16 protein-coding genes and 1 tRNA gene are annotated in these 23804 nt (G+C 23.7%); 15 read left to right on the top strand and 2 right to left on the bottom strand.

Annotation, left to right across the window (positions count from 1 at the left end):
* The first annotated feature begins 150 nt into the window (after positions 1-150).
* The 12 genes from greA to BUCISPPA3004_RS01185 all read left to right on the top strand — a co-directional run bounded on the left by greA (position 151) and on the right by BUCISPPA3004_RS01185 (position 15151).
* Positions 151-630, top strand: a complete 480-nt coding sequence (gene greA, locus BUCISPPA3004_RS01240) for a transcription elongation factor GreA (RefSeq protein ID WP_154049073.1) — start codon at positions 151-153, stop codon at positions 628-630.
* 286 nt (positions 631-916) lie between these two features.
* Positions 917-1546, top strand: a complete 630-nt coding sequence (locus BUCISPPA3004_RS01235) for an RlmE family RNA methyltransferase (RefSeq protein WP_154048928.1) — start codon at positions 917-919, stop codon at positions 1544-1546.
* A 229-nt stretch (positions 1547-1775) separates the two neighbouring features.
* Complete coding sequence (gene ftsH / locus BUCISPPA3004_RS01230) at positions 1776-3413, top strand: ATP-dependent zinc metalloprotease FtsH (RefSeq protein WP_232036876.1); 1638 nt, start codon at positions 1776-1778, stop codon at positions 3411-3413.
* A gap of 859 nt (positions 3414-4272) precedes the next feature.
* Positions 4273-4521, top strand: a complete 249-nt coding sequence (gene secG, locus BUCISPPA3004_RS01225) for a preprotein translocase subunit SecG (RefSeq protein WP_172598690.1) — start codon at positions 4273-4275, stop codon at positions 4519-4521.
* A gap of 142 nt (positions 4522-4663) precedes the next feature.
* Positions 4664-4753 (top strand) — tRNA-Leu (locus tag BUCISPPA3004_RS01220).
* A 288-nt stretch (positions 4754-5041) separates the two neighbouring features.
* Positions 5042-6529, top strand: a complete 1488-nt coding sequence (gene nusA, locus BUCISPPA3004_RS01215) for a transcription termination factor NusA (RefSeq protein WP_154048925.1) — start codon at positions 5042-5044, stop codon at positions 6527-6529.
* 327 nt (positions 6530-6856) lie between these two features.
* Positions 6857-9064: a translation initiation factor IF-2 gene (infB, locus tag BUCISPPA3004_RS01210; protein ID WP_331866561.1), complete on the top strand. Its 2208-nt coding sequence runs from the start codon at positions 6857-6859 to the stop codon at positions 9062-9064.
* A 76-nt stretch (positions 9065-9140) separates the two neighbouring features.
* Positions 9141-9500, top strand: a complete 360-nt coding sequence (gene rbfA, locus BUCISPPA3004_RS01205) for a 30S ribosome-binding factor RbfA (protein WP_154048923.1) — start codon at positions 9141-9143, stop codon at positions 9498-9500.
* A 41-nt stretch (positions 9501-9541) separates the two neighbouring features.
* A complete protein-coding gene (gene truB, locus BUCISPPA3004_RS01200; protein ID WP_154048922.1) occupies positions 9542-10477 on the top strand; it encodes a tRNA pseudouridine(55) synthase TruB in 936 nt (311 codons plus the stop codon).
* Positions 10478-10548: 71 nt separating this feature from the next.
* The gene (rpsO, locus tag BUCISPPA3004_RS01195; protein ID WP_154048921.1) at positions 10549-10818 is read left to right on the top strand and encodes a 30S ribosomal protein S15; all 270 of its coding nucleotides are present in this window, start codon (positions 10549-10551) and stop codon (positions 10816-10818) included.
* 216 nt (positions 10819-11034) lie between these two features.
* The gene (pnp, locus tag BUCISPPA3004_RS01190) at positions 11035-13137 is read left to right on the top strand and encodes a polyribonucleotide nucleotidyltransferase (protein WP_154048920.1); all 2103 of its coding nucleotides are present in this window, start codon (positions 11035-11037) and stop codon (positions 13135-13137) included.
* Positions 13138-13405: 268 nt separating this feature from the next.
* Positions 13406-15151: a DEAD/DEAH box helicase gene (locus tag BUCISPPA3004_RS01185; RefSeq protein ID WP_154048919.1), complete on the top strand. Its 1746-nt coding sequence runs from the start codon at positions 13406-13408 to the stop codon at positions 15149-15151.
* Positions 15152-15219: 68 nt separating this feature from the next.
* Here BUCISPPA3004_RS01185 and BUCISPPA3004_RS01180 read toward each other — a convergent pair whose 3' ends face one another.
* Both BUCISPPA3004_RS01180 and argF read right to left on the bottom strand, forming a co-directional pair.
* Positions 15220-15609 carry a Rid family detoxifying hydrolase gene (locus BUCISPPA3004_RS01180; protein WP_154048918.1) on the bottom strand — a complete coding sequence of 130 codons (390 nt, stop codon included), beginning with the start codon at positions 15607-15609 and terminating at the stop codon, positions 15220-15222.
* Between the two features lie 77 nt (positions 15610-15686).
* Positions 15687-16712 carry an ornithine carbamoyltransferase gene (argF, locus tag BUCISPPA3004_RS01175; RefSeq protein WP_154048917.1) on the bottom strand — a complete coding sequence of 342 codons (1026 nt, stop codon included), beginning with the start codon at positions 16710-16712 and terminating at the stop codon, positions 15687-15689.
* 907 nt (positions 16713-17619) lie between these two features.
* On the opposite strand from argF, the gene BUCISPPA3004_RS01170 reads away from it, so the two are divergent.
* The 3 genes from BUCISPPA3004_RS01170 (at position 17620) to asnS (ending at position 23583) form a co-directional block, all read left to right on the top strand.
* Positions 17620-20487: a valine--tRNA ligase gene (locus BUCISPPA3004_RS01170; RefSeq protein WP_154048916.1), complete on the top strand. Its 2868-nt coding sequence runs from the start codon at positions 17620-17622 to the stop codon at positions 20485-20487.
* A gap of 103 nt (positions 20488-20590) precedes the next feature.
* Positions 20591-21544, top strand: coding sequence for a rhodanese-related sulfurtransferase (locus BUCISPPA3004_RS01165; protein WP_154048915.1), 954 nt, complete (start codon positions 20591-20593; stop codon positions 21542-21544).
* Between the two features lie 641 nt (positions 21545-22185).
* Positions 22186-23583 (top strand): asparagine--tRNA ligase, encoded by a 1398-nt coding sequence (gene asnS / locus BUCISPPA3004_RS01160; RefSeq protein ID WP_154048914.1) that lies wholly within the window; start codon positions 22186-22188, stop codon positions 23581-23583.
* The last annotated feature ends 221 nt before the right edge of the window (positions 23584-23804 follow it).

Raw genomic sequence — 23804 nt, 5'->3', positions numbered from 1 at the left:
TATTTATTATATTATATAATATTAACATAGTATCATACTAAATATGATTTATAATATTTTTATATAGTTTTTTGTAATGACATCATAATATACAAATTATGTATATGAATTAGATTGCATTTTTTATGTTAATGTAAAGGAGTAATGGGCTTGTTTAAAAAAGTTCCAATGACATTACGGGGTTTTAATAAACTTAAATCTGAATTAAATAAATTAAAATATATTACACGACCATTGATTGTAGAAGCAATTTCTAATGCTCGGCAGTTGGGTGATCTAAAAGAAAATGCAGAGTACCATGCAGCTCGTGAAGAACAGAGTTTTTGTGAAAATAAAATTTGTGAAATTGAAAATAAGTTATTATGTTCAGAAATTATTGATGTTACAAAAATACCTTTTCGAGGTGTTGTTATTTTTGGAGCCACAGTAACGGTATTACAAATATGTACTAATAATACTTTCGTGTATACTATTGTTGGTGATGACGAAGCGAATTGTAAAGAATATTCAATTTCTGTTTACTCACCTATGTCTCGTGCGTTAATTGGAAGAAAAAAGAACGATAGAATTACAGTAAGTACTCCTACAGGTTTAGTAGAATATTTAATTAAAAAAATTGAATATATTTAAAATATATAATTTTATTTTCAAAATATATAGTTTTTTATTAATTTTTTTAAAATGTTGATTTTTACAGTAACATATGTTTCAACAATTTAAATAATTTTATTATATATAAAAATTTTTTATTTTCTATGAAAATATTTTATATAAAAATTTTTATAAATGGTATGTATATTGATATTTTTAACAAAATTTATATTTATAAAACATTTATAAATTATTTTAAAAATTTTAAGTTAAATCAATATATGTAATTTTTACATATTGATAGTGTGTATTTTTACAAAATATTATGATTGCAAAAAAAAAATCAAAAAATTCTAATAATTGGTTAAAAAAACATTTTGCAGATCCGTATATACGAGCAAGAAATAAAAAAAATTTGAGATCTAGAGCGTGGTTTAAATTAAAAGAAATTAATGAATCAGAAAAAATTTTTAATATTGGAATGAAAGTGATAGATTTAGGATCTAATCCTGGAGGTTGGTCAGAATATGCTCTTCAAAAAATTGGAAATTCAGGAATTATTTTCGCATATGATATTTTACCAATGCGTCCGTTAAAAAATGTTACTTTTTTTCATGAGGATGTTACTGATATTCGTATGCAAAAAAAAATTTTTTTTAATTTAAGAAAAAATTCTTGGAATGTTGTTATGTCTGATATGTCTCCTAATGTTAGTGGCTTTTCTATTATAGATAATACTAATATGTTTAAATTAAATGATGTTGCTTTAAAAATTTCTATGCATGTATTATTAAAAAATGGATGTTTGATAATGAAGTTATTTCAAGGTTATGGATTTAATATGTATATGAAAAAAATTTGTGATGTTTTTAAATTAGTAAAAATTTTTAAGCCATGTTCTTCTCGTATTAATTCTCGAGAAGTTTTTGTTATAGCTCGAGGAATTAAAAAATAATTTGTTATTTTTTTTTTAATATTTATTTAAAGCGGTTTGTTATTTACTGATATAATTAAAATTTAATTTTCTTGATTTTTTAGTGATATAGGTATTGTTATTTTAAAATTTATACGGATGTACTGTATATAATACTCAATTAATTATGTATTTTTTTTAATTTAAATTAGTACAAATAAAATTTTTAATATATACATTAATAAACAAAATTGTAGTTATGAGAAAAGATATGACTCAATATATCACCAATATGTTTGTTTATAACATTAAATCATTAGATGTTTTATTCACAAAAGATATTATAATTACCAATACAATTCCAGTTAAACAAAATTTTCTAGTATCTATTTTTTTGTCTTGGCTTCCTTTTTTTTTATTAATAGTGCTGTTTTTTTGTTTTTTAAAATATTCACAAATTAGTAATGGCATAGGATCTTTGTTCTTTGGTAAAAGCAAAGCTAAAATGTTATCTGATAATTCCATTAAAATTACTTTTTTAGATGTAGCAGGTTGTAACGAAGCAAAAGAAGATATTTCGGAATTAGTAGAATATTTAAAAGAACCCCAAAAATTTAAAAAATTAGGAGGTAAAATTCCTAAAGGAATTTTACTAGTTGGTCCCCCAGGAACTGGAAAAACATTATTAGCCAAAGCAGTTGCTGGAGAAGCTAATGTTCCTTTTTTTACAATTTCAGGCTCCGATTTTGTGGAAATGTTTGTCGGTATAGGAGCTGCTCGTGTCAGGGATATGTTTAAAAATTCTAGAAAACATTCTCCTTGTATAATTTTTATAGATGAAATTGATGCTGTTGGAAGAAAAAGAGGAACAGGAGTTAGTGGGGGTAACGAAGAACGCGAGCAAACATTAAATCAAATATTAGTAGAAATGGATGGTTTTGAAGGTAATGAAGGAGTTATTATAATTGCTGCTACTAATAGACAAGATGTCCTAGATCCAGCTTTATTGAGACCAGGTAGATTTGATCGTCAAATTGTAATTCCATTACCCGACGTTGTTGGTAGGGAAGAAATTTTAAAAATTCATATGCGTAAAGTAGCTATCTCTAATGACGTTGTTCCAATGGTTATTGCGAGAGGTACTCCTGGTTTTTCTGGGGCTGATTTAGCTAATTTAGTAAATGAATCAGCTTTATTGGCAGCTCGTTGTAACAAGACCACAATTTCTATGATAGAGCTTGAAAAATCTAAAGATAAAATATTGATGGGTTCTGAAAGAAGATCTATGGTCATGACAGAAAGTCATAAAGAATCTATTGCTTATCACGAATCCGGACATGCTATTGTAGGTAGATTAGTTCCTGACCATGATCCTGTTCATAAAGTTACTATTATTCCACGTGAAAAATCTTTAGGAGTAACTGTATTTTTGCCGAAAGATGATGTATTTAGCTTAAATCGTCAAACATTAGAAAGCCAGATCTCTACTTTGTATGGTGGGCGAATAGCAGAAGAAATTATTTATGGATCTAATAAAATTTCTACTGGAGCATCTCATGATATTAAAGTAGCTACTAATTTAGCGCGAAAAATGATTACTAAATGGGGTTTTTCAGATAAATTAGGACCTATTTTATATACAGAAGAGCATCAAGATTTTTCTTTAGGTAACTCTGTGTCTAAATTAAAATATTTTTCTGATAAAACAATTCGTATTATTGATAAAGAAATACAATTGTTAGTTAAAGAAAATTATCAACGCGCAAAAAAAATTTTGCATGAAAATATAGATATTTTACATGCTATGAAAGATGCTTTAATGAAATATGAGACTATTAATTCTTCACAAATTGATGATTTAATGTCTAGAAAATTAGTTCGTGAACCTGATGGTTGGAATTTACGTTAAATTTTATTTAATTCATCTTAATTGATATTTTTTCAGCAATAAAAATTTTGTATAGGAATAGAAATTTAGATATTTATATAGACACTACTATAATAAGTATGTATATGTATATGTATACATAAGTATTGATAATAATTATTTTGATAATAATGCAATGATATCTATTTTATCAAATAGATATCATTGATATATTGTGGTAGTAATATTTTTTACATTATTTTTTTTATATATGTGTTTAATAAACATTATTTATTAAATTTTTCAGAAAACATTTTAATATTATTCAATAAAGTATAATGGTTTTTAATTAATATAATCAATATTGATTGTGTATTAAGTTTAATTTTTTTGTGTTTTTTATAAAAATTATATATTTATAGAAATATGTAATTAAAATATGTATTTTTTAATATTTTAAATATATTTTTTTTTATAAACAGTTAATAACTATACAGGTAAATCTTATTGTATTTATAATTTGAAAAAGATATTTTAATTTGTTTATTATTAATAAAATTTTTATTTATATTTCAAATTTTTATTACAAATTATGTTTTTGACATGTTTTATTTAAAATAAATTTATTATTCAAGAAATTTATATAAAAATATATATTTTTTATATTTAAAAATATAATAATTATTATTATGTTATATATATAATATATAAATCTCATTTAGTTAATAGACATATAAAAAATATTTCACATAGTGCTTTTATTTATATATAATTGTATAATATATATAAATAAAAGAACTATTTTTATTAGTTTTTTAAGTGTATACATAATAAATTCAGTTTATTATTTTATTATAAAAATATAATACAAAATTATTAAATAGTATATATGGTGTTTTATATGCATCTTTTTTTATTGATTACATTTATTTGTATTTCTTTTTTTTTAATTTCGATTATTATGTTTCAATTTAGTTCTGGAAATAATTTGTCTACTAATACAAGTGATTATTCTTCTCAATTATTTACCGAGAATTCAAAAAGTTATGTTATGACATACATGGTTTTAGTCTTGTTAACTTTATTTTTTATAGTCAATTTATTGTTATGTAGATATAGTATATGGACTATTAATCATTTAAAAATATAATTTTTATTTATCATGTTAATTTATATTATACCAGTATTTTTCAACAGTAATTGTTTTTTTTATAATAAAAATATTTGTTTTTAATATTATTTTTATTAGATGATTAACATATTTGTATATTTTATTGATATTTAATATTTTAACCGAAGTGGTGAAACTGGTAGACACGCTATCTTGAGGGGATAGTACTTAATTTTAAATAGGTGTGTGGGTTCAATTCCCACCTTCGGTATAAATTGTGTTTCTTTTTTCTTTCTTTCTTTATTTTTTATTATGATTATTTATATTATAACAGTTATTTAATATTTTAACCCCGAAAAAATCGGGGTTTTTTATTACAATTTTTTATATAAAAAATGTTGTTTAGTACTGTTTATTATAAGAATTATTGCATTTGGTGCATCTTTAAATTTCTTAATAATAAATGCTAATACCTACTTAGGTAAACAAAAGTTCTTTTTCTTTGAATTTTTTATTTAGTTGAATACATCCACTTTAATTTAAGAATAAAGGAAAGGATATGAACAAAGAAATACTATCTGTAGTAGATGCTGTTTCACACGAAAAATCTATTCCAAGAGAAAAAATTTTTGAAGCTTTAGAAAGTGCTTTAGCAATTGCTACTAAAAAAAAATATGGTCAAGATATTAATCTTAGAGTGTATATAAATCGTAAAGATGGTAGCTATAATACATACCGAAGATGGCTAGTAGTAAATATTGTATCTAATCCAACTAAAGAAATTACATTAGATGCAGCACGTCTTGAAAATCAAACTATACAGTTACATGATTATGTTGAAGATTGTATTAATTCTGTAATTTTTGATCGTATTGCTACTCAAATAGCTAAACAAGTTATTATACAAAAAGTTAGAGAAGCAGAGCACGAAATTCTAGTAAATCGTTTTTATAAACAAAAAGGTCGAATTATTGTTGGAATAGTTAAAAAAATTAATAGAGATTACATTATTTTAGATGTTGGTAATAATATTGAAGGTATTGTTACGCGTGAAGATATGTTACCTAGAGAAAATTTTAGAATTAATGATAGAGTTCGTGGTTTATTGTATGATATATCTCATGAATCACGTGGAACATATTTACTAATTAGTCGATCTAAATCAGATATGTTGATTGAATTATTTAGAATTGAAGTCCCAGAAATTGGAGATCAATTGATAGAGATTAAGGCTATTGCACGTGATCCTGGATCAAGATCCAAGATAGCTGTTACAACGTGCGACAATAGGATTGATCCTGTAGGTGCTTGTGTTGGTATAAGAGGGGCCAGAGTACAAGCAGTATCTAATGAATTATGTGGAGAAAGAATTGATATAATTTTATGGGACAAAAATCCAGAAAAATTTGTTATTAATTCAATGTCACCTGCTGATGTTTCATCAATTACTTTAGATGATTATACTCATACTATTAATGTATCTGTTGAAGCATGTAATTTAGCACAGGCTATTGGAAGAAACGGACAAAATGTACGATTAGCATCACAATTAACTGGATGGGAGTTAAATATCATGACTTCTAATGATTTACATGAACAGAATGAAATAGAGAAACAAGATTTTTTTTGTTTTTGTAAAAATCAATTAAATTTGAATAAGAACGATGTTTTACTTCTTCTGCGTTCAGGATTTTCTTCAATACAAGATATTGCTAATGCTCCTACACATACATTATTATCGGTTAAAGGTATCAAGAGTGATATTATTCTACGAGTACAGAGAAAAGCAATATTTATTTTAAAAAAAAATCAAGAAAAATTCGTAACTAAACTTAAAAAAAATTTTTTAAATTCAGAATTACTACGTTTAAAAAATATTGATGAGTGTATAATCCAAAAATTAACAGAAAAAAAAATATATACTTTAGAACACTTAGCTGAACAAAGTATTGATGATTTAAATGATATTTCAGTATTGACTTCTACTCAAGCTGGACAATTAATTATGGAAGCTCGTAATATCTGTTGGTTTAATGAACACAAATAATTTAGATTTTAAATAATATAATCAATACATATATATGTAATTATAAATTTAAAAAATAATTATTATATTTTGTAAAACATTCATGTAATAAGTGTTGCTAATTAACACTTAATTTACATAGGTATTTATTGTATATGTAATAATAATATTTTATTTGTATAAAAAATAATTTTAAAAAAATATTGTCATGGGAAGTAATTCTTATATATTAATAATTTTATATGTATAGTTTTATGTGGATATTCATTAAAATATTATTTTTAATAAAATTTTTATAATATTAATTATGAGTTAAATTTACCTTTAAATAAAGAGATAATTTTACCGGTGAAATTGAAAAAATCAAGAGATAAATATGATAATAGATCATTAAAAAAAGATAAAAAAAAATTATCAATAAATTTAAAAAAAAAACTTATACAGCCAATAAATTCAAAATCTGTTAAGTCCAATCTTCCTTTTAAAGCATTAAATAAAAAAAATAACAGTGATTTATTTAAAAAGTTTACGAATAAAAAAATATTAGATCATAATCAATTTAATAAAAAAAATGTTTTAAAAAGTAAACAAATTAATTCTGTTTTTACTATGGATACAAACAAAAAAAATAATTTTGTTGATAAAAAAAGATTTGTTCCTATTATTAATGTTCGTAAAAATAAAAAAAAAAATAACATTCATTCATTAAAAGGATCTGATAAACGTTTTTCAAATTATCCTAAAAAAAATAAATTATATACAGTTAAGAACTCTATTTTGCAACAAAAATTTAATAAACCTACAGGAACTGTATACAAGAAGATAATTATTAGAAATGCTGTTTCTGTATTAGAATTATCTAATAAAATGGCAATAAAGCATTCTTATTTAATTAAAATATTACTAAAATTAGGAATTTCATCAACTATTAATAATATGTTAGATCCAAGTACAGCTCAATTAGTTGCTGAAGAAATGGGTTATACAGTATATATGCATCAAGACAACGATTTAGAAATTTCTGTAATGCAAGATCGTTATTTAGGAGATACTGAGAAAAAGTCTCGTCCACCAATAGTAACTATGATTGGACATGTAGATCACGGAAAGACTTCTTTACTAGATTATATTAGATCAACTAAGGTCGCTTCTAAAGAAGCAGGTGGAATTACACAGTGCATTGGAGCTTATCATGTTAAAACATCTCAAGGTATTATTACATTTTTAGATACTCCTGGTCATGCTGCTTTTACGGCTATGCGAGCTAGAGGTACTAAAATTACTGATATAGTTATTCTAGTAATTGCTGCAGATGATGGCGTGATGCCTCAAACAATAGAAGCAATTCAACATGCAAATATTGCACAAGTACCGATAATAGTTGCTATTAATAAAGTTGATAAAACACTGTCTAATATAGACAAAATTAAAAAAGAATTAATGAAATATTCAATTGTTTCTGAAGAATTAGGGGGAGACAATATATTTGTTTTAGTTTCAGCTAAAACCGGTTTAGGTATTGATAACTTGTTATCTGCAATTTTATTACAAGCAGAAATGTTAGAGTTAACAGCAGTATATTCTGGAATGGCTACAGGAGTAGTGATTGAATCCTATTTAGATTCTAAATGTGGTCCGGTAGCTACCCTATTAGTACATACAGGCATACTAAAAGTACACGACATAATTATTTGTGGTTTAGAATATGGAAAAATAAAATTACTTAGAGATGAATTTCATAAAACTATATTATCAGCTGGTCCGTCTATTCCGGTAGAAGTTTTTGGTTTATCAGGAGTACCAAAATCAGGAGATACATTGTTTGTGGTTCGTAATGAAAAACAGGCTAGAAAAGTATCATTGTGGCGTAAATTAAAATCTAGAGAAAATAAACTTTCATATAAAAAAAAATTTGATTTAGAGAATTTATTTGAAAAGGTTAGTACAAAAAAAAATTCAAATTTAAATATTATATTAAAAACAGATACTCAAGGTTCTTTAGAAGCAATATCAGATTCTTTGAATTTAATGTCTAATAATATTGTTAAAGTTAATATCATCACTTCTGGGGTGGGGGCAATTACAGAAACTGATGTATGTTTAAGTTTGACAACAACATCGATGTTAGTAGGATTTAATGTTAGAGCTGATATTTCTGCAAAAAAGATTATAGAATTAGAGAATTTAAATATCAGGTATTATTCAATAATATATGATTTAATTAATGATATTAAAGCGTTTTTATCAGGTTTATCTGTACCTTCTGACAAACAGATAGTAATTGGATTAGCAGAAGTTAGAAGTATATTTAAAGCACCTAAATTTGGTTTAATAGCTGGATGTATGGTAAAAGAAGGAATTATTAAAAAAACAAACCCTATACGAGTATTACGTAATAATATTGTTATTTATGAAGGAGAGTTAGAATCTTTACGTCGATTCAAAGAAGATGTTTTAGAAGTACGACATGGAGTTGAATGTGGTATAGGGGTAAAAAATTATAATGATATTTGCATAGGCGATATTGTTGAAGTTTTTCAGATGGTTAAAAAATGATTAATATCTTTTCATATTAAATTGTAAATTATTTTTGTGATTTTATATAAATATATTTTTTTATATAGGAAATAATATGTTAAAAGATTTTAGTCGATCTATGAAGTTAGAACGTAGTTTACATAAAGAAATTGCTATAATTATTCAACAAAAAATAAGAGATCCTAGATTAAATTTTTTAATAACAATAGTAGAAGTAAAATTATCTACGGATTTAAGTTATGCTAAAATATTTTTTACGTGTTTACATGACAAAGATAAACATAAAATACAATTAATATTAGGTATTTTACAAAAAGCTACAGGTTTTATTCGTTCACTGATAAACAAAAATATATATTTGCGCATTGTTCCTAATTTGTGCTTTGTTCACGACGTTTCTTTTTCTAAGGGAATATTAATTTCTCAGCTTATTAAAAAAAGCAAGTTATATTAGTATATAAAAATGTTGAATTGATATGTATATGGATTAAAAATATGGATTATCAAAGTAATAAAGATAATTCTGGAATATTGTTGCTAGATAAACCAAAAGGTATTTCATCTAACTGTGCGTTACAACATGTTAAAAAAATTTTTTATGCTGGTAAAGCAGGATATACAGGATCTTTAGATCCTTTAGCTACGGGAATTTTACCTATTTTATTTGGTTCGGCAACAAAATTTTCTGAATATTTAACAAATTCAATAAAAAAATATCATGTAATAGTAAAATTAGGAGTAATTACTACTACTGGTGATTTATCTGGATCTATTTTACAAAATCGATTGGTACATGTAACGCAAACTCAGATTAGTTCTATTTTGAATAGTTTTATTGGAAAAATAGAACAAGTTCCACCTATGTTTTCAGCAATCAAATATTATGGAGTTCCATTGTATAAGTATGCTCGATTAGGTATATTTCTTCCACTAAAAAAAAGAGAGATAATAATTTATAAATTAAATTTTATTCAATATGTTGACAGTTTTTTAGAGTTTACGGTACTTTGTTCTAAAGGAACGTATATACGTAGTTTAGCGCAAGATATTGGTAAACGATTAAAATGTGGCGCGCATGTTGTTTTTTTACGTCGGATACAAGTAGGACCTTATTGTTCGTCTCAATTAGTAAAATTATCTGATTTATATTTTGTTGAAAATAAAAAAATAAATCAAATATATCGTTTTTATTCGCATAGTATGTTGCGCATGTTTTTGTTACCTGTAAGTTCTATATTTTTAAAATATCCTTCGATAAAATTATTTCATGAAGATGTAAAAAATTTTCAAAAAAAAATGAATATATCTTTATTAAAGATATATAAAACAGGTTTAGTGCGAGTAATTACAGGAATAAATAGTATATTTTTGGGGATAGGAGTAATAAATAAATTAGGGATATTGATTCCAAAATGTATTTTGATGAATTGAATTCTTTTTACAAAATATTAAATATTTATGTAATTGTTATTTGGGATAAAGTTTTTTATGGAGTTTTATATATGTTAAAAAATATACTAGAAACGCAAAATTTAATTTCAAAATATGGTAAATTGCATACTAATAGCGGTAGTACGTCAGTACAAATTGCTCTATTAACTAAAAAAATAAATTATTTACAAAAACACTTTACTGAACATAAAGAAGACCACTGTGGTCGAAGAGGATTGTTAAGAATGGTTTCTCGACGTAGAAAATTATTAGATTATATAAAATCAAAAAAATATTCAATTTATCTTTTTTTAATTAAAGATCTTAGTTTACGTTATTAAATATACTATAAAATATTTATTTATAATATTAAAATTTATTAAAAATAGAGTATAATTTGTGTAAAGAAAAGAGCTGTTACAGCTCTTTTCTTGATGTATATAAATATTATTAAAACTATAGTTTTATTTTTTTAAAAATTTTTATTAAAAAATATAAAAGTTATATTTTTTAAAATATTTTTTAAATTGATTTATCTTTATTTAAGGATGTAGATTTTGTTGAAACCAATTATACATACATTTAAATATGGTAAACATTCTGTTAGTTTAGAAACTGGTATGATAGCTCGACAAGCTACCGCTTCAGTTCTAGCTAGTATGGATGATACTACTGCCTTGATTACTGTAGTAAGCGGGGCAACTCCTATTTTATCCGGACAAAAGTTTTTTCCGTTAATTGTAAATTATCAAGAACGTACGTATGCAGCAGGTAGAATTCCTGGTGGATTTTTTCGTCGTGAAGGAAGGCCTAGTGAAAATGAAATTTTAATTTCTAGATTAATTGATAGACCTATTCGTCCTTTGTTTCCTAAAGATTTCTTCAATGAAGTACAAATTATTGTAACAGTTATTTCAGTAAATCCTCAGATTAATCCAGACATAATTTCTATTATTGGTGTATCTGCTGCTTTATGTATATCTGGACTACCATTTTTAGGTCCTATAGGAGCAGCCCGTGTTGGATTGATAGATAATGAATATATTTTAAATCCATCAGTAGAAATCATTAAAAATAGTTGCCTAGATTTAGTAATTTCTGGAACAAAAAAAAATATTTTGATGGTTGAAGCAGAAGCTAGTATATTGTCTGAAGAAAATATTTTACAAGCTATTTTATTTGGTCATGATAAACAAAAATTATTAATTGATAATATTTTTGCTTTTTCTAAAAAAGCTAATAAACGTTCTAATTTTAATTTTATTAAAAATATACCTGATAAAATTTTTTATGATTTAGTATCTAAAAAATTTAGTAAAGATATTGAATCAGCATATCGTATTTTTGTCAAACAAGATCGATTAAGTAAATTAAGTGATATTAAGCAAAAAATAGTTATAGATTTGCTAAATGATGATAATACCTTAACGAACTTTAAAATTGAAGAAAATATTTATGCTTTAGAACGTAATATAGTTCGTCAACGTATTTTAAAAGACAACGTAAGAATTGATGGTCGCACAAATAATGTAATCAGACCAATTGACGTAAGAACAGGTGTTCTTCCTCGTGTCCACGGGTCTGCTTTATTTACTAGAGGAGAAACACAAGCTTTAGTGTCTGCAACATTAGGCACTTCTAGGGATGCACAAAATTTAGATGATCTTTTGGGAGATAGAACTGATAATTTTATATTTCATTATAATTTTCCTCCTTATTCTGTAGGTGAAATAGGAATAGTTGGATCACCTAAAAGAAGAGAAATAGGTCATGGGAAATTAGCTAAACGTAGTTTTGTAGCAGTTATGCCAAATATTGAAGAATTTCCATATACAATTCGCTTGGTTTCCGAAATTACAGAATCTAATGGATCATCTTCTATGGCTTCTGTATGTGGTGCATCTTTAGCTTTAATGGATGCAGGGGTTCCTATTAAATCAGCTATAGCAGGAATTGCTATGGGTTTAATAAAAGAAAAAGATACTTATATGATTTTATCAGATATTTTAGGAGATGAAGATTATTTAGGTGATATGGATTTTAAGGTAGCTGGAAGTAGAGCCGGGATTACTGCATTGCAAATGGATATAAAAATTTCTGGTATTACTAGTAATATTATTAAAGATGCTTTATATCAAGCAAAAATTGCTAGATTGAAAATTTTAGACATTATGGAAGCTACTTTACAAATACCTAGAAGTGATATATCGAAATTTGCACCTAGAATATATACAATGAAAATTAATCCAGAAAAAATAAAAGACGTTATTGGAAAAGGAGGATCTACTATTAGAATGCTAACTGAAGAAACTGGTACTGTTATTGAAATTAAAGATGACGGAATAGTAAAAATATCAGCTACTATAGATGAAAAAGCTAAACATGCTATTCGTAGAATAAAGGAAATTACAGAAGATATTATAATTGGAAAAATTTATACTGGTAAGGTAACACGTATTTTAGATTTTGGAGCATTTGTTTCTGTTGGTTTTGGAAAAGAAGGATTAATACATATTTCACAAATTTCACATAAAAGAATAGATAAAGTAGCTGATTATTTAAAAATAGATCAAATTATTTCAGTTAAAGTTTTGGAGATAGATCGACAAGGAAGAATTCGTTTAAGTATGAAAAATATTGATGTATTAAATAAAATTTAAATTTATGTATTGTGTATAATAGATTTTGTCAGATAGACAGACTATCTTATTACTAATATTTATTGTATAATAAATTTTGTTAGTTTATTTATTTATATTTAGTATTTTTGTATTTTAATTGTTTTAAATATATCTGTTATTTTTAAAAAATTTATATACATTCAATTTAGCCGGTTCATACATTTTTAATGAAAATACAAAAAAATTTTCATCATGAGTGATGTAGTATACTGGTCGTGATTGTAACATAAAGAGGCTTATACTCTGCATGACTCAAATTCATCATTCTTTTTCTATTTTTGGGCTTAATTCTTATTTACTTAAATCTCTAGAACAATTAGGATATGTAAAACCTTCACCAATTCAGTTAGCTTGCATGCCCCACCTATTATTAGGAAAGGATGTACTTGGAATGGCCCAAACGGGTAGCGGTAAAACAGCCGCTTTCGCATTACCTTTATTAAATAATATTAACGCTTCTTTAAAATATCCTCAAATCCTGGTTCTAGTTCCTACTAGAGAACTTGCCATACAGGTAGCGAAAGCTTTTTCTGATTTTTCTAGATATATTTTTGGTGTTAAAGTATTAGCATTGTATGGTGGTCAAAGATATGACATTCAATTACAAATTCTTAGACAAGGACCGCAAATTATTGTAGGAACACCTGGTCGTTTATTAGATCATCTAAAACGTGGAACATTAAATTTAGTAAATTTAAATAGTTTAGTTTTAGATGAAGCTGATGAAATGTTGCGTATGGGTTTTATAGAAGATGTAGAAAATATTATGTCTAAAATACCTAAAAAACATCAAACAGCTTTATTTTCTGCTACTATGCCAAATATAATTCGTAGAATATCGAAGCGTTTTATGAATAGTCCGCAAGAAATTAAAATACAGTCTACTGGTGTTACACGTCCAGACATACAACAGAGTTATTGGATTGTACGTGGAAAAAAAACTGATGCTTTAATTAGGTTTTTAGAGGTTGAAGATTTTTCTGCTACTATTATCTTTGTTCGTACTAAAAATGCTACTTTAGAAGTTTCAGAAGCATTGGAAAAGCATGGATATAATAGTGCTGCATTAAACGGTGACATGAATCAATCATTACGAGAACAAACATTAGAAAGATTAAAGACAGGTAAATTAGATATATTAATTGCTACGGATGTTGCTGCGCGTGGTTTAGATGTAGATCGCATTAGTTTTGTTATTAACTATGATATACCCATGGATTCTGAATCATATGTTCATCGTATTGGTCGTACTGGTCGTGCGGGAAGAACAGGAAGGGCTTTATTATTTGTTGAATATCGTGAACGTAGATTATTAAATAATATTGAAAGAACTATTAAACATCCTATTAAAGAAATAGAATTACCAAAATCTGAACTTGTTGTACAGCGAAGATTACAAATTATTTCAGAAAAAATACAAAAACAATTAAATAGTTCTGATTTAAAATCATATCAATTACTTTTATCAAAACTAAATTTAAAAGATGGTTGGAATTTTGAAAATTTATCAGCAGCTTTATTAAAATTAGTTCAAGGCGAACGACCTTTGATTATTCCGCCAGATAAACGTTATTCATCTTTATCTTTTAATAATAATTATTCAACAAATACGTATAATATACGTAAGTTTAATAATAATAAAATAAATTCGAATTCTCGTTTTATTCACGATCGTAAGAAATTAGAAAATATGACATTATATCGTATTGAAGTCGGTAAAAATGATGGTGTAGAAGTACGTCATATTGTTGGAGCAATTGCTAATGAAGGAGATATTAGTAGTCGATTAATAGGAGCAATTAAATTGTTTGCGACTTATTCTACTATTGAATTACCTAAAAATCATTCTAAAAGGTTACTTTCTTGTTTATTGCGTACACGTATTTTAAATAAACCTATTAATATTAAGCTCATAGCGCATTCATCATTACGGGAAAATAAAAAATCCTTATCTTTTGGAAATCGTAAAAATTATATTAAACGTACTGTTTAAATTCTTGTACAATGTAGGTGATTATAAAACTAATTAGTATATTAATTTTATGCCACGTAGTGGCATATTTATTTTTTATATAATATAGATGCTATTGCTTCAATTTCTATAGATACTTTTTGAGGTAGTTCTGATATTCCTATACATGATCGTGCAGGATATTGGTTAGTATATTTGTTGAAAAATTTTTGATAGGATAAATTGATTTCTTTTAATTCATCCATTTTAGTTGTAAAAATAGTAATTTTAACAATGTTTCGTATACTTAAATGATTTTCGTGTAATATTAAATTTATATTTTGTAAAGCTAATGTAGTTTGATCTGATATATATTTAGGTATTGCTCCTGTTTTTTTGTCTACTGGAATTTGACCTGAAATGAAAAATAAATCTTTTGCTTGTATAACAGAAGAATATGGTCCAAATACAGTATTTAAAACATGTTTTTTTTTTGACACAAATTTTCCCCATTATTTTTTTAGTGATTTATTCTATATAAATTATATTTTGAATATAGAGTATAAAAGTATTTTTTTTAATTTTTGTTTTTAAAAAAAATTTTTTTTGATAAGCATGATATTAATAGAGCTTTAATTGTATGTAATCGATTTTCTGATTGTTGAAAACTGATATTAAAATTAGAGTTAAAAACGTCATTACTAATTTCTAATCCATTATTAATATTAAATGTATTATGAATTTCTAACCCTAAAGAAGATTGTTTATCGTGTAAGGCTGGTAAACAATGTAGTATCTTGACATTAGGGTTTTTTGTCATATCTAACATTTTTTGATTGACCTGGTAAGGATATAGTGTGTTTATTTTTTCTTGCCAAGCACTTTTTTTTTCTCCCATAGAAACCCATACATCAGTATAAATAAAATCAACGTTTTTTACACCTTTTTTAATATTATCAGTATACAAAACATTGATATTTTTTTTTCTTTTTTTATTTAAACTTAATAAAAAATTTTTTTTAGGTTGATATATTTTAGGAGATATAATGTTTATTTTTAAATTCATAAAATTAGCTGCATCTAAAAGTGTATTTGCTATATTATTTTGAGCGTCTCCTATATATGCAAATCTTATTTTTTGTAATTTTTTATCAGGATAGATTTCTTTCATAGTAAATAAATCTGCTAAAATTTGAGTAGGATGAAAAGTATTAGTCAAACCATTCCAAACTGGTTTATTGGAATATTTTTTAAAGTCATGAAGAACTCTATCATCATAACCTCTATACTGGATTCCATCATATATTGTACCTAGTATTTTTGCAGAATCTTGAACAGATTCTTTATATCCAATATGAGTATCATTAGGACCAATATATGTAGTATAAGCGCCTTGATCATTTGCAGCTATTTCGAAAGAACATCTAGTTCTAGTAGATTGTTTTTCAAAAATTAATACTATTTTTTTTCCTTTTAAATATTTTTTTTCTTTTTTTTTGTTTTTTTGATTTTTTACAAATCCAGATAATTTAATTAAATATAAAATTTCTTCTTGTGTAAAATCTGAAAATCGTAAAAAACTTTTTTTATATAGTGTTTTCATCGCAGACCTTGTATATATAAAACTTTTTTTAAATAAATAAATAAATTACATATTATTTTATGTTTTATAAATGGTGATTATTTTTATGCACTTAAAAAATATGTTTTTTAAGCTATATATTGATTTATATGTATAAAAAATTTTAAATTTTAGAGTAATTTCAGTTTTTACAATATAAAATATTTTAATTCAAAATATTAATAATTTTTAAATATTAAAAATACTATTTTTTAAAATTTCTTTTATTGATATGTTTTATATGTATGTATATACAGCATACAGTATATAGAATATTTTTGATATATTTTAGTATATCTATATTTTTAATTAATTGATAATAAAATAATTATGTTTTACAATATACTTTATATGAAACATAAATATTATTAATACCATTATATATATAAATTATAACTTTTTTAAATATTAATATTATATTAATAAAATAATTTTTTTAATTTTACATAATAACTAACTATATAAATTAAAAAAATAAATATTATTTTTAAAAATTATAAAATAGTACTTTTATTTTTTTTAAAAATAAAATAACATAATTTTTTAATTAAATAATTTTTTGAATATAATTTCATATGGTTAAATATTAATTAATATTTATAATTTTAAATAAAATATATATATTATAACTATAATCAGATTTTTATAAGAATAACAATTGAATTGTTTTTTAAAATAAGATATTTGTTAAATATAAAATTTAAATATTAGAAATTTTTTATTTTATAAAATTTTTTTTTTATAAACAACTATTTTTAAAAATTTTTATTAATATTTATTAAATGTATTATTTAACATATAATATATAAATAAAACAATATTTCTAATTGTTAACTGTTAAAATAATATATTATATAATTTTAAATAACTGAATAGATGTAGTAAGACTATGGATAAAAACTATAATTTTAACGTAATAGAAAAAAAAATACAAAAATATTGGAAAACACATCAGTGTATTAACTATGACAATAATAATATAAAAAATAAAAATTTTTGTATTATGGTCCCTCCACCAAATATAACTGGTTACTTGCATATGGGTCATGCATTTCAGCAGACTATCATGGATGTAATAACACGATATCAACGCATGTCTGGAAAAAATACACTACTGCAATTAGGAACAGATCATGCTGGCATTGCAACGCAAATGGTAGTAGAAAGAAATTTATTAATTCAAGAGGGAAAAAATAAGAACGCATATTCTAGAGAAGAATTTATAAATAAAGTCTATGTTTGGAAAAAAAAATCAGAATTGATCATGTTTAATCAAATAAAAAGATTAGGTCATTTAATTGATTGGAATACTATTCGTTTCACATTAGATTCTGATTTTTCAAAAGCTATTAACAAAGTTTTTATTATGTTATATAAAGAAGGATTAATTTATAGACATAAGAAATTAGTATATTGGGATCCAAAATTTAAAACTGTAGTTTCTGATTTAGAAGTAGAAAATCGTGTTAGTAATAACACAATGTGGTACATAAAATATTTTTTAACATCTAAATGTAACAATATAGATTCACTTGATAAAACAAGTCTAACTATTGCTACCACGAGACCAGAAACATTACTGGGAGATACAGCTTTAGCTGTTCATTCACAAGATATAAGATATAAAAAATATATTGGTAGTCACGTTATAGTTCCTATTGTAAATCGTATTATTCCAGTAATTAGTGATGATTCAATTGATATGACTAAAGGTACTGGGTGTATGAAAGTAACACCTGCTCATGATTTTAATGATTATGAAATTGGTATACGTAATAAGTTACCTATGATTGATATTTTTACAAAAAGTGGAAAAGTATTAAAAAAATTAAATATTTTTAATTATCAAGGGAAATATATTAATACAATTGATAATTTTGTTCCTAAAAATTTGCGAAATTTAGATCGTTTTATTGTACGAGAAAAAATTTTATTTTTATTAAAGCAACTAAATCTGTTAAAAAAATCTAGTAATTGGACAGGTACCATGCCTTATGGTGATAGAAGTGGAGTAATTCTAGAGCCTAGATTAACGAATCAGTGGTATTTGAGTACTAAATTTTTATCCAAAGAAGCTATTAGGTCTGTAGAAGAAAAAAAAATTATATTTATACCAAAACAGTATAAAAATATGTTTTTATCTTGGATGAATAATATTCAAGATTGGTGTATTTCACGTCAATTATGGTGGGGACACAGAATTCCGATATGGTATGATAAAAAAGATAATATTTATGTAGGAAAAAATGAAAAATCTATTAGAAAAAAATATTCTTTAAATAAAAATGTACTTCTAGTACAAGACCCGGATGTATTAGACACTTGGTTTTCTTCTAGCTTATGGACGTTCGCTGGTTTAGGTTGGCCAACAGATAAAAAAAAATTACAAATGTTTCATCCAACTGATGTTTTAGTGTGTGGTTTTGATATTATTTTTTTTTGGATTGCTCGTATGATTATGTTAACCTTGCACATCATTAAGGATAAATATGGAAAACCTCAAATTCCTTTTAAAAAAGTATATATAACTGGATTAATACGAGATGAGCATGGTAGAAAAATGTCTAAATCTTATGGTAATGTTTTAGATCCTTTAGACATTATTGATGGAATTAGCTTAAAAAAATTAATTAAAAAAAGAACAAATAATTTAATTCATTCGAAAAAATTTGATTTTATTAAAAAAAATACTGTAAAAAATTTTCCACAAGGCATTTCTTCTCATAGTGTTGATGCTGTTCGATATACTTTTTTATCTTTAGCTTCTACGAGTAGAAATATTCATTGGGATATGAATAGATTAAAAGGATATCAAAATTTTTGTAATAAACTTTGGAATGCTAGTCGTTTTGTTATTAACAACATTAAAAATAATGTATTTACAAAAAAATATTTTTCTACTATATTGCTAGATCAGTGGATTTATTCAAAATTTAATAATGTTATTAAAAAATATCATTTTTTTTTAAAATCATTTAGATTTGATCAGTTATCGTCATTATTATATAAATTTGTATGGCGTACATTTTGTGATCAATATTTAGAAATGATTAAACCTATTCTTTATAGTGGTAAGGAATATGAAAAGAAATTAATTAAAAATACTTTATTTCAGATTTTAAGTTCTTTAGTTCTTTTAATGCACCCTATAATGCCATTTATTACGGTATACATTTGGAATATTTTAGACAAGCTAAATACAATATTTAATTCATCTATTATTTTGAATCCTATTCCTCAATATGACAGTTCACTAAATAATAGAGTTATTATTAAATTTGTATCTTGGTTTAAAAAAATTATTTCTGTTTTACGATTTGTTCGAATTGATACAAAAGTTAAACATACTACATTATTAAAAGTATATTTGAAAAAGGTTACTTTACAAAAAAAAATTTTTTTATTAGAACATAATAGTCTGTTAAAAAAAATTGCTTATTTAGATTGTTTAATAGAAATTAAAGTAACTGATAAATTACCTCCTTCTATAATGCGAATTATCGATGACGTAGAAATATTCATTATACTAGATGCTAAATTAAATATAAATATCGAGGTTAATAGATTAAACAAAAAAATTCAGTCTATTAGTATTAAAATTAACACAATTGAAAATTTATTAATAAATAAAAAATTTTTAAAAAATGCACCTACATCTTTCATATCAAAAAAACGACACTTGTTATTAAATCTTCAAAATTCTTTGTATGAAATTAATAATCAAAAAAAAATTTTATTACAACAAATATCAGTATAAATATTTTTTTGTTTATTATATATACATATTGTACTAAATGATGTCATCTTGTATATGTATATATTATGCAATTTGAATTTTTTAAAATAAATTGGTTGTTATTGTGTATAAAATTACAAAAGTTTCTTCAAATATGCATTTAAAAAATATTTATTTGCATTCTATTAATAATAGACGGGTTATTTTATCTTTTTATAAATATTTTTGTGTTATTGATCCTTTAAAATTGTTTTTTTTTCTAAAATCAAATTTAGAAAAAAAAAATATTTTAGGTAGAATTTATATTGCTAAAGAAGGAATAAATGCTACAATTAGTATTCCTTTTTTTAAATATAAATATATTGCTCAATTTTTTAAAAAAATTGATATAAAAACTAAAAAAATGTATATAAATTATACTTTTGAAAATAAACAAATGGCTTTTTGGGATTTAAAAATAAAAATAAAAAAACAAATTGTATCTAGTAAAATCAAAAATTTTTGTTTTTTTAAATGTAAAAAAAGTACATATTTAAATGCATTTTTAGTAAATAAATGTTTTATTGATACAGACTATATTTTTCTTGATATGCGCAATGATTATGAATATGAAATTGGGCATTTTAGTAATGCATTAACTATACCTGCACGAACTTTTCGTGATCAATTAAAAAAATTACCTAGTTACATAGAACCATATAGAAATAAAAAAATTGTAATGTATTGCACAGGTGGTGTACGTTGTGAAAAATCTACTGCTTTATTAAAATATTATGGTTTTTCTCATGTATATCATATATATGGAGGAATTTTAAGTTATATTAAACAAGTTCAAAAATATAATTTACCTAATTATTTTAAAGGAAAAATTTTTGTTTTTGACGCGCGTTTATCAAAAAAAGTTACTAATGATGTGTTTTCTATATGTATAAATTGTCAAAAATATACTAATCACAATCATATAAATTGTTTTAATGATTCTTGTCATCGTTTATTTATTCAATGTAAAAGATGTTCAGTTAAATTAAATTCATGTTGTTGTATGGATTGTAAAAATCAATTGCATAACATTATATAGTGTTTTATGAGTGATTTTTAAACATATTTTTTAAAAATTATACTATTTTTACACAATTTTAATTATTTTATTAAAAACATACTAACATAGTATATATATTAATATCATTTTTATTTTATGCATAAATAGTGATTTTTTCATTGCAAGCTTATAAAATTGACGTAAAAATAATAGGCTTTATTGTATAAAGAAATGTTAATATAGTTTTTAACTATTATTAAAAATAATATAGCTTTGCACTTGATTTTGTTATTTGCATTAATACAAGATATATTTTGAAATAAATATAATTTATTTTATATATATTTATTTATTAATAATGATATTTTTATTTTACATTTAAATATTAATAAATTTAATAAGTTAATATTTTAATTGAATAAAAAACTAGATGAATTTATATTTATAATAATAGCGTTACTTTTAATATAAAATATATGAATTTTTTTTAAATTTTTAATTTTTCTGATAGATATTTGATTTGATTATTTTAGTTTTTATATTAATATATGCGGTCATAGATTCATGATATTCATATAGATTTTATAAAGATTAATATATACAAAAAATATATGTTAAATAATCAAATTAAATTGTTTATATATTATAAAAATATATATACTATAAAATAGGATATAATTATGAAAAAAATCTCTATATTAGATATTTATAAACAAAATAACCATTTAAATAAATTAATTACTATTAATGGTTGGATACGTAATAATAGATTTTCTAAGATAGGAATATCTTTTTTAACTGTATATGATGGATCTTCTACATCTACAATGCAGGTAATAGCAAAGAAAATTCTATGCAATTATTTTACAGAAATTGTTAAATTAACTATTGGTTGTTCAGTTTTAATCTCTGGTTATTTGAAATTATCTAAAGGAAATTTGCAAACATATGAGATTCATGCAATTCATATAAAAGTTTTGGGATGGATAGATAATCCAGACATATACCCTATGTCTGCTAAACAACATAGTATTGAATATATTAGAAGTTATTGTCATTTGCGTCCACGAACTAATTTAATTGGAGTAATTTCTAGAATTAGAAATGTAGTATTTCAGTCATTAAATCAATTTTTAAATAAATTTGGATATCTTTGGGTATCTACTCCTATTATTACTAGTATTGATACTGAAGGTTCTGGATCTATGTTTAGGGTATCTATATTGGATAATAACAATGCTAATAATCAAATTAATTGTATAAGAAAAAAAAATGAATTTTTTAAAAAAAAGGTTTTTTTAACTGTATCCGGTCAATTAACTTTAGAATCTTATGCTTGTGCTTTATCTAAAGTATATTCTTTTGGTCCTACATTTCGAGCTGAAAATTCTAATACAAAAAAACATTTAACTGAGTTCTGGATGTTAGAAGTAGAAAAATCTTTTTCAGATATTAACGACATATCAGTTTTTGCTGAACAGTTATTGAAAAATTCTATTGTAGATGTTTTAAATAATTGTATGTCAGAATTACTTTTTTTACAAAAAAAAGTTGATAATACTATTATTCATCGATTAAATAAATTTTTGAGAATTAATTTTATACATGTAGAATATACTGATATTATAGATATTTTGTTAAAAAATAAAAATATTTTTGATGAGGATATATTTTGGGGCAAAGATTTATCTTCTAAACAAGAAAAATATCTAGTAGATAATCATTTTAAATCTTCAGTAATAATACGAAATTATCCAAAGAAATTAAAAGCATTTTATATGCGACTAAACGATGATAATAATACAGTTGCTGCTTTTGATATAATAATTCCACGAGTAGGTGAAATTATTGGAGGTTCTGAACGAGAAGATAGAATTGATTATTTAGATCATAGAATGCAAGAAATAGGATTAAATAATAAAAATTATGATTGGTATAAAGATTTAAGAAGATATGGAACAGTCCCGCATGCTGGTTTTGGTTTAGGATTAGAAAGATTAATATTATTTATTACTGGAATTAATAATATTAGAGAAGTTATTCCTTTTCCTAGAACTGTAGGACATGCGGATTTTTAAATTATTTATTAAATATAAATTATAAATAATTTTTTTTTTGTGTGAACAAATATGAATTTTATTAATATATAATTGATTTATTTAATATATATATTTTTTATATGCAAATTAGTTACGTATGTTTTTATTTAATATATTTATAAAATATAAAAATATATTTTATATGCAAAATAGAGCAAACATATTACTATACATTCCTGTTTATTATTAATAATAAATAT

Origin of the sequence: Buchnera aphidicola (Cinara splendens), from assembly GCF_900698975.1 — a bacterium.
Classification (GTDB): domain Bacteria; phylum Pseudomonadota; class Gammaproteobacteria; order Enterobacterales; family Enterobacteriaceae; genus Buchnera_F; species Buchnera_F aphidicola_AI.
This window is presented reverse-complemented; position numbering and strand designations above follow the sequence as displayed.